The organism is Streptomyces sp. NPDC052225, from assembly GCF_040679615.1.
GTDB lineage: Bacteria > Actinomycetota > Actinomycetes > Streptomycetales > Streptomycetaceae > Streptomyces.
This window is the reverse complement of record NZ_JBFAVD010000011.1, coordinates 130,922-143,757: the sequence shown is the minus strand read 5'-3', so window position 1 is coordinate 143,757 and position 12,836 is coordinate 130,922. Positions and strand designations below refer to the sequence as shown.

General features: G+C 71.1%; 8 protein-coding genes. 6 read left to right on the top strand and 2 right to left on the bottom strand.

Annotated elements, in window-relative coordinates; translation table 11 throughout:
• The first annotated feature begins 44 nt into the window (after nt 1-44).
• From AB0L37_RS18500 to obgE, 5 genes are all read left to right on the top strand, one after another.
• Nucleotides 45-4,115: an Rne/Rng family ribonuclease gene (locus AB0L37_RS18500; protein ID WP_365506001.1), complete on the top strand. Its 4,071-nt coding sequence runs from the start codon at nt 45-47 to the stop codon at nt 4,113-4,115.
• 268 nt (nt 4,116-4,383) lie between these two features.
• Nucleotides 4,384-5,712 carry a phospholipase D-like domain-containing protein gene (locus tag AB0L37_RS18495; protein WP_365505998.1) on the top strand — a complete coding sequence of 443 codons (1,329 nt, stop codon included), beginning with the start codon at nt 4,384-4,386 and terminating at the stop codon, nt 5,710-5,712.
• A gap of 180 nt (nt 5,713-5,892) precedes the next feature.
• Nucleotides 5,893-6,213 carry a 50S ribosomal protein L21 gene (rplU, locus tag AB0L37_RS18490; protein WP_338696421.1) on the top strand — a complete coding sequence of 107 codons (321 nt, stop codon included), beginning with the start codon at nt 5,893-5,895 and terminating at the stop codon, nt 6,211-6,213.
• Between the two features lie 16 nt (nt 6,214-6,229).
• Nucleotides 6,230-6,484, top strand: coding sequence for a 50S ribosomal protein L27 (gene rpmA, locus AB0L37_RS18485; protein WP_161306244.1), 255 nt, complete (start codon nt 6,230-6,232; stop codon nt 6,482-6,484).
• 148 nt (nt 6,485-6,632) lie between these two features.
• The gene (gene obgE / locus AB0L37_RS18480; RefSeq protein WP_365505993.1) at nt 6,633-8,081 is read left to right on the top strand and encodes a GTPase ObgE; all 1,449 of its coding nucleotides are present in this window, start codon (nt 6,633-6,635) and stop codon (nt 8,079-8,081) included.
• Between the two features lie 88 nt (nt 8,082-8,169).
• Here the strand turns inward: obgE and AB0L37_RS18475 are convergent, their stop codons facing one another.
• Both AB0L37_RS18475 and AB0L37_RS18470 read right to left on the bottom strand, forming a co-directional pair.
• On the bottom strand, nt 8,170-9,153 hold the full coding sequence (locus AB0L37_RS18475; RefSeq protein ID WP_365505990.1) for a teichoic acid biosynthesis protein C: 984 nt from the start codon (nt 9,151-9,153) through the stop codon (nt 8,170-8,172).
• 118 nt (nt 9,154-9,271) lie between these two features.
• Nucleotides 9,272-11,365 (bottom strand): hypothetical protein, encoded by a 2,094-nt coding sequence (locus AB0L37_RS18470; protein WP_365505987.1) that lies wholly within the window; start codon nt 11,363-11,365, stop codon nt 9,272-9,274.
• 273 nt (nt 11,366-11,638) lie between these two features.
• Between AB0L37_RS18470 and proB the strand changes: the two genes are divergently transcribed.
• Nucleotides 11,639-12,766: a glutamate 5-kinase gene (proB, locus tag AB0L37_RS18465; protein ID WP_365505985.1), complete on the top strand. Its 1,128-nt coding sequence runs from the start codon at nt 11,639-11,641 to the stop codon at nt 12,764-12,766.
• Nucleotides 12,767-12,836: the final 70 nt, after the last annotated feature.

The following is a 12,836-nucleotide window of genomic DNA, read 5'->3' as shown; positions in this document are numbered from 1 at the left end:
GGACCAGGCGCGGCGCCCGGGGGCCTGACGGGAGATACACCCGCATGCCCGAGCCGATCGAATCCACCACGCCCGACGTGGACAGCCCCAGCGACACCCTGCCCCCGCGCCGCCGGCGCCGGGCCGCGTCGCGCCCCGCGGGCCCGCCGCAGGGCACCGCCGCCGAGACCGTGGCCGCGCCGGCCGTACCGGCCGCCACCGACGAGGCCGTCGAGGCCGAGACCCCCGAGACTTCTCCGGCCGCTGAGGCCCCGGCACAGGACGCCACGTCCGCCGGGCGCCCGCGCCGTCGCGCCACCCGTCGCTCCTCCGCGCCCGCCGGTTCGCCGGCCGCGGCGCAGGCCGAGACGGTCGTGGCCGAGCCCGCAGAGAGCACTGAGCCGGCTGAGCCGGCTGAGCCGGCCGCCGCCGAGGCTCCGGCCGAGGATGCCGCGCCGCGCCGTTCACGTCGCCGTGCCACCCGCGCCGTGGCCACGCCCACCGCGGAGCAGGCCGCCGAGGCCGCCGCCGAGCCCGTCGTCGCGGAAGCGCAGGAAGCGCCGGAGGCCGAGGCCCCCGCGCCGCGCCGCCGTCGTCGCGCCACCCGCACCACCACCGCTCCCGCCGTCGAGGCGCCGGAGGCCGACGTGGCCGAGGAGCCGGCCGCCGAGCCCGTCGCCGAGGCGCCGGTCGCCGAGGCTCCGGCCGAGGACGCCGCGCCGCGCCGTTCGCGTCGCCGTGCCACCCGCGCCGTCGCCACGCCGGAGGCGCCGCAGGCTCCGGAGGCCGAGGCTCCCGTGGCCGCCGAGGTTCCTGAGGCCGCCGAGGCCGCTGAGGCTCCGGCCGAGGACGCGGCCCCGCGTCGCCGTCGCCGTGCCACCCGTACGGTGTCGACGCCCGCCGCCCCCGAGGTCGCGGACGTGGTCGCCGCCGAGCGGCAGGAGCCGGAGGCCGCCGAGGCCCCCGCCGCCCCCGAGGTCACCGAGTCCGCCGAGGACACCGAGCCGCGTCGTGGGCGTCGCCGCGCCACCCGTAAGGCCGCCGGCGGTTTCGCCGAGCCGAAGGCCGCCCGGGGCGCGAAGTCCGGCAAGGCCGCGTCGAAGGGCGACCGGGACGAGGAGGGCGTCCGCCCGAAGCGTCCGTCCGTCGCCGTGTTCCAGGCGCCGGTCTTCACCGAGCCGATGTTCCAGACGCCGGAGCGCGCCGCCGCCGCTGCCGCGGCCGAGGCCGCCGAGGAGCCGGTGGCCGAGGAGGAGCAGGCCCCCGTCGCGGTGGCCGCGCCCGTCGCCGAGCCGGCCGCCGAGGAGGAGCAGGGGCCGCGCCGTCGCCGCCGCCGTCGCGCCTCCGACGAGCAGCCCGCCGCCCCGCAGGCCGTCGAGCCCGAGCCGGAGCCCGCCGCCGAGGCCGAGGCCGTGGACGACGAGCAGGACGAGCAGGGCGACGACCACGACGACCACGACGACCACGACGAGCACGGTGACCGGCCGACCCGTCGCCGCCGTCGCGGTGGCCGCCGCCGTCGCCGCGGCGAGTCCGCGGACGCCGATGCCGAGTCCGGTGGCTCCGACGAGGACGCCGAGGACGCGGACGACGCCGAGGACGAGGCCGACGAGCACGAGGCGCACGGGGACGAGCGCGAGGAGTCCGGCGGGTCCGGCTCCAGCAGCAGCCGTCGCCGTCGTCGTCGCCGCCGTCGCGCCGGTGACAGCTCGGTCGAGGCCGACACGTCGTCGGACGACCCGGAGCGCACCGTCGTCAAGGTCCGCGAGCCGCGCAAGAAGGACAGCCACGCCGAGCGGTCCACCTCCGCCGACGAGGTGCAGTCCATCAAGGGCTCCACGCGTCTGGAGGCCAAGAAGCAGCGCCGTCGCGAAGGCCGTGAGCAGGGCCGCCGTCGCGTCCCGATCATCACCGAGGCCGAGTTCCTGGCGCGCCGCGAGGCCGTCGAGCGCGTGATGGTCGTCCGCCAGAACGGCGAGCGCACCCAGATCGGCGTGCTCGAGGACAACATCCTCGTCGAGCACTACGTCAACAAGGAGCAGTCGACCTCGTACGTCGGCAACGTGTACCTGGGCAAGGTCCAGAACGTGCTGCCGTCGATGGAGGCCGCCTTCATCGACATCGGCAAGGGCCGCAACGCGGTGCTCTACGCCGGTGAGGTCAACTTCGAGGCGCTCGGCATGGCCAACGGGCCGCGCCGCATCGAGTCCGCCCTGAAGTCCGGCCAGTCCGTGCTCGTACAGGTCACCAAGGACCCGATCGGCCACAAGGGCGCCCGCCTGACCTCGCAGGTCTCGCTGCCCGGCCGCTACCTGGTCTACGTGCCCGAGGGCTCGATGACCGGCATCAGCCGCAAGCTGCCCGACACCGAGCGCGCGCGTCTGAAGACCATCCTCAAGAAGATCGTCCCCGAGGACGCGGGCGTCATCGTGCGCACCGCCGCCGAGGGCGCGAGCGAGGACGAGCTGCGCCGTGACGTCGAGCGTCTCCAGGCGCAGTGGGAGGACATCCAGAAGAAGGCCAAGCAGATCTCGACGTCGTCGCCGAGCCTGCTGTACGGCGAGCCGGACATGACCGTCCGCGTCGTGCGCGACATCTTCAACGAGGACTTCTCCAAGGTCATCGTCAGCGGTGACGAGGCGTGGGACACCATCCACGGTTACGTCAACCACGTGGCGCCCGACCTGGCCGACCGGCTGTCCAAGTGGACGTCCGAGGTCGACGTCTTCGCGACGTACCGGATCGACGAGCAGCTCGCCAAGGCGCTCGACCGCAAGGTGTGGCTGCCCTCCGGCGGCTCCCTGGTGATCGACAAGACCGAGGCCATGATCGTGGTCGACGTCAACACCGGTAAGTTCACCGGCCAGGGCGGCAACCTCGAAGAGACCGTGACGAGGAACAACCTCGAGGCGGCCGAGGAGATCGTGCGTCAGCTGCGGCTGCGCGACCTCGGCGGCATCGTCGTCATCGACTTCATCGACATGGTCCTGGAGTCCAACCGGGACCTGGTGCTGCGCCGTCTGCTGGAGTGCCTGGGCCGGGACCGGACCAAGCACCAGGTGGCCGAGGTCACCTCGCTGGGCCTGGTCCAGATGACGCGTAAGCGCGTCGGCCAGGGCCTGTTGGAGTCCTTCTCCGAGACCTGCGTGCACTGCAACGGCCGTGGCGTCATCGTGCACATGGAGCAGCCCACGTCCGCCGGTGGCGGCGGCAAGCGCAAGAAGCGCGGCCGCGGCGGCAACGGCGGCGAGCAGGGCCACGAGCACACGCACGAGGTCGAGGCCGTCGACACCGAGCCGGAGACCGAGGCGGAGGTCGCCGCGGAGGTGGCCGCTCCCGTGGCGCTGGACGAGCCGGAGTTCGTTCCGGACGAGGAGCTGTACTCCAGCCCCGCCGAGGCGGAGGCCGCGGCGAGCGGTGGTCGTGGCGGGCGTTCGCGCCGCCGTGCCACGCGCCGTGCGTCGGCCCCGGCCGGTGCCCCGAAGGCGGAGACGGCTCCCGAGCCGGTCGCCGAGGAGTCGAAGCGGCCCGAGCCCGTACAGGAGCCTGTGCAGCCCGTACAGGAGCCCGTGCAGGAGGAGGCCCCCGCGCCCCGCTCGCGCCGTCGTGCGACCCGCAAGGCGTCCGCTCCGGCCGGGTCTCCCAAGGCGTCCTCGGAAGAGGTCGTCGCGGTGACGGTCACCGAGCCGGTGAAGGCCGAGGAGCCGGAGCCCGTCGTGGCCGAGGAGCCCAAGGCCGCCGAGCCCGAGACGGCCGCTCCGGCCCGTCCGCGCCGCCGCGCCGTCCGCAAGGCCGCCGCGCCCACCGCGCCCGAGGAGGCGGCCGTCCTGGTCGTCCCGTCGGCCACGGAGGCGCCGGCCGAGGAGCCGAAGCCGGACGAGACGGTCCAGGCCGAGGTCGAGGCGGAGGAGGCGCCCGCCGCCAAGAAGACGGCCCGTAAGACGGCCAAGAAGGCGACGGCGAAGAAGGCGGCCACCAAGAAGACGGCTGCCAAGAAGACGACCGCCGCCAAGAAGACCACGGCCAAGAAGGCAGCCACGAAGAAGACGGCTGCCAAGAAGACGACCGCGAAGAAGACCGCGGCGGCCGAGCAGCAGTCGCCGCAGTCCGTCTCGGCCGCGGCCGACGAGGCCTGAGGCACAGCCCGGGAGACCGGGCGGGGCGACGCCCCCGCACAGCAGCGCGCTGTGCGGGGGCGTCGCCTTTTGTGCGTGCTGCGCGCGCAAGTCGGGCATTGCCGTGGTTTTCGGTGACGCACGCGATCAGAGAGGCACCAAAGAACACCGGATTCGACCCCTGCCTCTTGGAGCACGGTCAACTACCTGTAAAACTCATGTAGTCGTAGTAGTGAATGCAGGGGCGTCGGTTGGGGAGACGGACGCTCGTGCCAGGGGAGGGGTTGTGATGACGCACGTGCGTCTGCGGGGCACGGGACGACACCGGGCCGTGAAGCCGGCCAAGGGCGGGCGGCAGGCGGTGGCGATCGCCACCGTGCTCTCCGCCGCCGGCGTGCAGGCGGGGGTCTCGGCGTCCACCGCGTCGGCCGAGACGCCGACGTGGACCGAGGGGCCGCTCTTCAACAACCCGCTGGGGACGCAGTCCGAGCAGTACGCGATCCGGACCCGGCTGATCCAGCTGACGGACGCCGCGCTGCCGGGTTCGTACATCAAGGTCGCCGTCTACCACGTGTGGGAGCAGTCGGTCGTCGACGCCCTCAAGCGGGCGAAGGCGCGCGGAGTGAACGTGCAGATCCTGCTCGACTCGTCGAGCAAGACGGACCGCCCGGACAACACGATGTACTCGCAGCTGGTGACGCTCCTCGGCACCAGCCCCTCCGCCTCGTCCTTCGTGACGCTGTGCCCGCAGGACAAGTCGTGCCTGGGCGACCCCAAGTTCGGCAAGTCGATCATGCACAACAAGTTCTGGCTGTTCTCGGCCGTCGAGGGCGCCACGAACGTCGTCGTGCAGACCACGTCGAACTCGACGCCGTCGGCGAGCACGCGCTTCTTCAACGACGCGCTCCAGCTGCCCAACAACAAGGTCCTGTACGGCGCCTACTCCGACTACTTCGCGGACATGGTCGCCAAGGACTGGGCGAACTGGGACTACCGCACGGTCAGCAACGGCCACTACAAGGCGTACTTCTTCCCGCGGGCCGGCACGACGAACGCCTCGGACACGCTGTACTCGGTCCTCAACAACGTCTCCTGCACGTACAAGGACGCGACGACCGGCACCACCAAGCGGACCGTCGTGCGCGCCGCGATCTTCCAGATCACCCGGCAGGCCATCGCGGACAAGCTCGTCTCGCTGAAGAAGGCCGGCTGCACGGTCCAGATCGAGTACGCGACCGCCGACAGCGGCACCTGGACGTCGATGCACTCCACGGGCGCCCCGCCGGTGCGCTGCTACAACGACGACCGCGACCCGCTGAACCCGGGCGCGAAGCTCGCGACGCCGTTCATCATCCACACCAAGTACGTGGCGATCGACGGCATGTACGACGGCGCCCGCAACAAGATCACGTTCACCGGCTCGCAGAACGCCTCGAACCCGGCGCTGCGCGAGAACGACGAGGCGTACGTCAAGATCGACGACGACTCGGTGCACGACACGTACGTGCAGCACTTCAACCGGGTCTGGAACGTCGCCTACCCGGGCGTCTCCGACAACACGAACCTGTGCAAGGGCGTCAAGACCCTCCCGCAGGACGGTGAGGTCAAGACCACGTGAGCCCGCGGTCGAGGGGCCGGTTTGACCCTTCTGAGGGGTGACCCGTAACCTTGACCGTCGGCGTGTCCATAGACGCGCCTCACTCCCGTAAACCTTTTTCCTCCGGGCGGGTCCGCCCGGAGAGGCCGCCTCGTGCGGCTGGACTGCGGGGGTTCCGTTCCGAGCGAAAGAGAGATCCGCGTGTACGCCATCGTGCGCAGCGGTGGTCGCCAGCACAAGGTTGCTGTCGGCGACATCGTTGAGGTTGACAAGATTTCCACCGGCAAGGTTGGCGACACCGTAGAGCTCTCTACGCTGCTCGTTGTCGACGGCGACGCCGTGACCAGCGACCCGTGGGTGCTGGCCGGGATCAAGGTTCAGGCCGAGATCGTGGACCACCACAAGGGTGCGAAGATCGACATCCTTCGCTACAAGAACAAGACCGGCTACCGCCGTCGTCAGGGCCACCGCCAGCAGTACACGGCGATCAAGGTCACTGAGATCCCCGCGGCTGCGAAGTAAGGGTAGGGACTGAGACATGGCACACAAGAAGGGCGCATCGTCCACTCGGAACGGGCGCGATTCCAATGCTCAGCGGCTCGGTGTGAAGCGCTTCGGCGGTCAGACCGTGAACGCCGGTGAGATCCTGGTCCGCCAGCGCGGCACCCACTTCCACCCGGGCAACGGCGTCGGCCGTGGCAAGGACGACACGCTGTTCGCGCTCGACGCCGGTGCGGTGGAGTTCGGTACCCACCGTGGCCGCAAGGTCGTGAACATCGTCCCGGTCGCCTGAAACGCCTGACGGCTTTCTGACCCGGATTTTCGCGAGGCGGACCTCACTTCCCTTTCGGGAAGCGGGTCCGCCTTTCGCGTGTTGAGCTGTAGACATTCCCGTACGCCCCCAAGCTTTGCCCGGGGGGACCCCCAGGAGGCACTGACCAATGACCACCTTCGTGGACCGCGTCGAGCTGCATGTCGCCGCGGGTAACGGGGGCCACGGCTGTGCCTCCGTCCACCGTGAGAAGTTCAAGCCGCTCGGCGGTCCGGACGGCGGCAACGGCGGCCGTGGCGGCGATGTGATCCTGGTCGTCGACCAGGACGTCACGACGCTCCTCGACTACCACCACTCCCCGCACCGCAAGGCCACCAACGGTGCGCCCGGCGCGGGCGACCACCGCTCCGGCAAGGACGGCCAGGACCTGGTCCTGCCGGTGCCGGACGGCACCGTCGTCCTCGACAAGCAGGGCAACGTGCTCGCCGACCTCGTCGGCCAGGGCACCACCTTCGTCGCCGCTCAGGGCGGCCGCGGCGGCCTCGGCAACGCGGCCCTCGCCTCGGCCCGCCGCAAGGCGCCCGGCTTCGCGCTGCTCGGCGTCGAGGGCGACATGCGTGACGTCGTCCTGGAGCTGAAGACCGTCGCGGACGTGGCGCTCGTCGGCTACCCGAGCGCGGGCAAGTCGTCGCTGATCTCGGTGCTCTCGGCCGCCAAGCCGAAGATCGCCGACTACCCGTTCACGACCCTCGTCCCGAACCTGGGCGTGGTCACCGCCGGCGAGACCGTCTACACCATCGCCGACGTGCCGGGCCTGATCCCCGGCGCCAGCCAGGGCAAGGGCCTCGGCCTCGAGTTCCTGCGCCACGTCGAGCGCTGCTCGGTGCTCGTGCACGTCCTCGACACGGCGACCCTGGAGTCCGACCGCGACCCCGTCTCCGACCTCGACGTCATCGAGGCGGAGCTGCGGGAGTACGGCGCGGGTCTGGAGAACCGGCCGCGGATCGTCGTCCTCAACAAGATCGACGTGCCCGACGGACAGGAGCTGGCCGAGATGGTCAAGCCCGACCTGGAGGCGCGCGGCTACCGCGTCTTCGAGGTCTCCGCCGTCGCCCACAAGGGCCTCAAGGAGCTGTCGTTCGCGCTGGCCGAGCTGGTCGGCACCGCTCGCGCCGCCAAGCCGAAGGAGGAGGCGACCCGCATCGTCATCCGCCCGAAGGCCGTGGACGACTCGGGCTTCACCGTCACCCGCGAAGAGGTCGACGGCGAGCCGCTGTTCCGCGTCCGCGGTGAGAAGCCGGAGCGCTGGGTGCGCCAGACCGACTTCAACAACGACGAGGCCGTGGGTTACCTCGCGGACCGCCTCAACCGCCTCGGTGTGGAAGAGGCCCTGATGAAGTCGGGTGCCCGCAACGGCGACGGCGTCGCCATCGGCCCCGAGGAGAACGCGGTCGTCTTCGACTGGGAGCCCACCATGATGGCGGGCGCCGAGATGCTCGGCCGCCGTGGCGAGGACCACCGTATGGAGGCCCCGCGCCCGGCCGAGCAGCGCCGTCGCGACCGCCAGGCGGCCCGGGACGAGGCGCAGCAGGAGTTCGACGACTTCAAGCCGTTCTAGGCGTCCCAGGCGTCCCAGGCGTTCTGCGCGTGAGGTCGAGGCAGGGCCGTACCCCGGCACGGGGTGCGGCCCTGCCTTTTGCGCCGAACTACACCAGCACGTTCTTGTAGAAGAGGTTCGAGCGGCGGTCGCCCGCGTCGCCCGAGGCGAAGCCCAGGAAGAGGCGGACCTCGCCGTCGACCGTCTTGTAGATCGCGAGGCCCTCCGGCTCCCGGAAGGACAGCGTCGAGCCCGCGTTCGTGATGACGGGGGCCTCGGCGACTGCGCCGGTGTTCATGTTGATGCTGAGCACCTCGGAGTTGACCACGCCGCCCGTGACGTCGTACGAGTCGCCCGTCATCACGTACAGGTACTGGCCGTACGCCGTGTAGCCCTGGAAGGTGGCCGACCTGGTGCCGAGCGCCGGCTGCTTGAAGTCGACCAGACGGCCCGAGAAGTCGCCGAGGCTCGCCTTGGCCAGGTCGTAGGCGGCGATGTGCTTGCCGTCGCCGCTGATGTTGTAGCGGACGATCAGGCGGTTGGTGACCGGGTCGATGGCGCAGGTGTACTCGTTCGCCGTGGAGATCGGCGCGTACTTGGTCAGCAGCGACGACGTGCTTCCCAGCGTCTGGCCGTCGGTGAACTTGAAGCGGGCGAGGCGGGTGCCGTACCCGTTGGAGTTCGCGTCGACCTCGGTCCACAGGTACGTGTCCGAGCCCAGGCCCTGCGCGCCGAACGAGACGCCGTGCCCGAAGCCCTGGAGGTGCATGTAGCCGACGTAGTTGCCGGCGAAGTCGAGCTGCGTGATGCACAGGTCGCCGCCGGTCTCGGACGAGCCGTCGGTGCGCTGGGCGACGAACAGGCGCCGGTTGACGTTGTCGAAGGCGAAGCCCTGCTGGACCGTCGAGTCGTGCAGCGTCTTGGAGCGGAACAGGTCGTACGAGGGCTGCGTCAGGTCGAACCGCTGGGACGAGGGCACCGACGCCGACGCGGACGGCGCGCCGAGACCGAGGCCGAGCGCGGCGAGGCCGAGCCCGCCGCCCGCCTTGAGCAGCCCGCGGCGGGTGAGGGGGGACGGGGATATGTGGGTCATGGGGGATCCTCCCGAGAAGGACGTCGGCCTTTGGGGAGGCCGATCCTTGATCGCGCGGAGCCTATGGCAAAGGGCCCGGGGTGATCACCCCGGGCCCTTTGTTGTGCACATGCTGTGGCTACGCCGTGACCGAGTCCTCGGACTCCGGCGCCGCCTCCGCCTCGATGGCCTCGGCGACCTGCTCCTCGACGGAGTCCTCACGCTGCGAGGGGATCTCCGTCTCGCCGCGCTCGGCCATCCGCACCCGGCGCTCGTCGGCCCGCTCGCACAGCGCGCGCACGGCGCCGTTGAAGCGGTCCATGGACGGCGGGTCCGAGGGGCCCAGGAGGTGCTCCTTGAGCTCCAGACGCGCCTCGGCGTACACATCCTCGCTCTCGCCGCGAACGGCCGCGAGAAGGGCGGGTACGCCCTTTGCCTCGGGCGTCAGGATCGTCGCGGCGCTCACCGTCGGGAAGCCGGTGCGGAAATCGGTCTCCGACAGGCCGGAGGTGTTGGCGACGGCGTACGGCTTCTCGCTGCTCAGCCAGTCGGAGACGACCGAGGAGACGTCCGAGATCAGCACGTCGGCCTGGTTGAAGCAGGTGAAGATCGCGGGACGGGCCTCGGTGACGATGAGGTGCTCCCACTCGGGGAACGACGCCCAGTACGCCTGCTCCCACGCGGCGATCGCCTCGGCGACGGCCGCGGCACGGCCGCCCTCGGGCTTGCCCTGGAGCATCATCTTCTCCATCTCGTCCGCACTGGTGCGGAACGCGGTGGAGGTCAGCTCGTCGAGCGCCGCGGCGGCGCGGGTCAGCTCGGCGGCGGCCTCGGGGCCCGGACGGGCGCCGGAGCGGCGGGTGTTGGCCTCGCGGATCATCGCCATGATGCGCTGGTTGGCCTCGCCCGCGGCGGGGACCTGCGAACCGGTCATCGGGTGCGGCTTGTAGATCAGCCGCACCTTCTCGTCGGCGAGCAGGTGCCGCACGATGTTCTCGCCGGCCAGGATCACCGACGTGTTGCCCGGGTTGCCGTCCCAGCCTTCCCAGGTGGGGGCGTAGAGGACCGTGGTGTACGCGCCCTTCGCGGGGCCCGTGCCGACCTTGATCGGGGAGAGCTGCGGGCGGCCCACCTCGACGACGTCCTTGTCCTCGACGCCGACGTCGGCCAGCTGGTAGCGGTCGCGGGCCGCGGGGCCCGCCACCCACACCTCGTCGTACGCCTTCGCGTACGGGTTGCACGAGCTGAGCTTGTCGGACTCGCCGTGGTTGATGAAGGCGTGCTTGATCGTGGGGATGCGCAGCACCTGCGAGGTCTTCGCGGCGTTCGCCGGGTGCAGCATCATCTTCAGCGTCGAGTTCTCCAGGGAGAACATCGTGGCGACCTTCGGGAAGCAGATGATCGGCACGTCGGTCGCGTCGATCTTGTTCACCATGAAGCGCTCACGCAGCACGATCAGCGGCTTGCCGTCGACGTCGGCGAGCGTGGAGAGCCACATGTTCGCCTGGTACGCGGAGGTCGTGCCGCCCGAGAAGTACATGGCCACGGTCGGCTTGTAGGCGGCCAGCCACTTGTCCAGCCACTCCATGACCTTCTGCTCGCTCAGCGCCCGCTTCTTGGGCAGCAGCCACGTGGCCAGGTAGAGCATGCCGCCGCCGAACAGCGCGATCGACAGGCCGATGCCGATGCCGCCCCAGAAGGCGTCGGTGGTGGCGGCCGTGAGCAGCAGGCCCGCGGTGGCCGGGATCGAGAAGGCCAGCATGCGGTGGCTGGCGCGCCGGGCCAGGATGCGCGGCGGTGCGGCCGACAGGCGCAGCGCCGAGGAGTCGATGTTGCGCGTGACGATCGGCAGCGTGCGGGTGCGGCGCACCAGGACCGCTGCGGCCTGGCAGCCGAAGTGCAGGACGTAGACGGCGAGCAGCGCGATGAGCAGCGGCGCCTGCTCGCCGAGCGGGTCGATGCCGTCGATGCGCAGCAGGCCGACCAGGATCAGCATGTCGCGCAGCAGCTGCCGCACGGTCACGTCGAAGCGGATCTTGCCCAGGAGGGACAGCAGGCCCGGCTGCTTGAACTGGAGATACGTGTCGAGGGCAAGGCCGGCCGCACTCGCGGCGACGAACACGGGTACATACGGAACGAGCGCGCTGACGAGCTGGGCCACATAGAGCGCGAACATCGCGAACAGCACTGAGAGCTGCACGACGCGGCGCGAGGCAAGTCCGGCGGAGGGCACGGGCTGGGCTCCTGGCAGGGGGTCGGAGGGTGGGGGGACCACAGGGGGTTGCGGGGGGTTGATCCGCCTCGGTGAAAAGGCTGACCACTGACCGTATGACTTTCAGCGGTCCCGTAGCAATCCTCCGTGACATCAATCACCGTATAAAGGGGCAAAGGGTGCGGAACGCTTGGGCCCAAATACCCGTCGGGGTGGCAGAGGGCCGCCCGCCTCGCTGTCCGCCCCTCGAAACCCGAGAGCGTCCGGATGACTACGTCACGTACATTGCGAGCCATGTCAGGGGCAAGGCAAGGCGTCGCGGAAGCGCGCCGGATCGTGGTCAAGGTCGGATCGTCGTCGCTCACCACGGCCGCGGGGGGACTGGACGCGGACCGCGTCGATGCCCTCGTGGACGTGCTCGCGAAGCACAGAAGCGGTGGGGAGAAGGAGATCGTCCTGGTCTCCTCCGGTGCCATCGCCGCCGGCCTCGCGCCACTCGGCCTGACCCGCCGCCCGAAGGACCTCGCCCGCCAGCAGGCCGCGGCGAGCGTCGGCCAGGGGCTCCTCGTCGCCCGCTACACCGCCTCCTTCGCGCGCTACGGCGTCCGCGTCGGCCAGGTGCTGCTCACCAGCGACGACATGGCCCGCCGCGCCCACCACCGCAACGCCTCGCGCACCCTCGACCAGCTCCTCGCGATGGGGGCGCTCCCGGTCGTCAACGAGAACGACACCGTCGCCACCGACGAGATCCGCTTCGGCGACAACGACCGGCTCGCCGCCCTCGTCGCCCACCTCGTCCACGCGGACCTCCTCGTCCTGCTCTCCGACGTGGACGGCCTGTACGACGGGGACCCCTCGAAGCCCGGCACCTCCCGCATCGCCGAGGTGCGCGAGCCCGCCGACACAGCGCACGTCAAGATCGGCTCCGCCGGGAAGGCGGGCGTCGGCACCGGCGGCATGGTCACCAAGGTCGAGGCCGCATCCATCGCCGCCGCGGCCGGCATCCCCGTCGTCCTCACCAGCGCCAGCCACGCCGCCGACGCGCTCGCCGCCCGCGACACCGGTACGTACTTCCACCGCACGGGACGCCGCAGCGCCGACCGCCTGCTCTGGCTCCAGCACGCCTCGACGCCGCAGGGCGCGATCACCCTGGACGACGGTGCCGTACGGGCCGTGGTCGAGCGGCGCACCTCGCTGCTGCCCGCCGGGATCGCCGCGGTGGAGGGCGAGTTCAGCGCCGGAGACCCCGTCGAGCTGCGCGACCCCGAGGGCCGGGCCGTGGCCCGCGGTCTGGTCAACTTCGACGCGAAGGAGATCCCTCAGCTGATCGGCCGCTCCACGCGGGAACTGGCCCGCGACCTCGGTCCTGCGTACGAGAGAGAAGTCGTACACAGGGACGACCTGGTCCTCCTCCGGGCTTGAAACGCGGCCGTCCGCCTTCGAAACCACCTGCGTGGGCGGCCGAAAGCCTGCCACCCGTGGGGGACCTTCC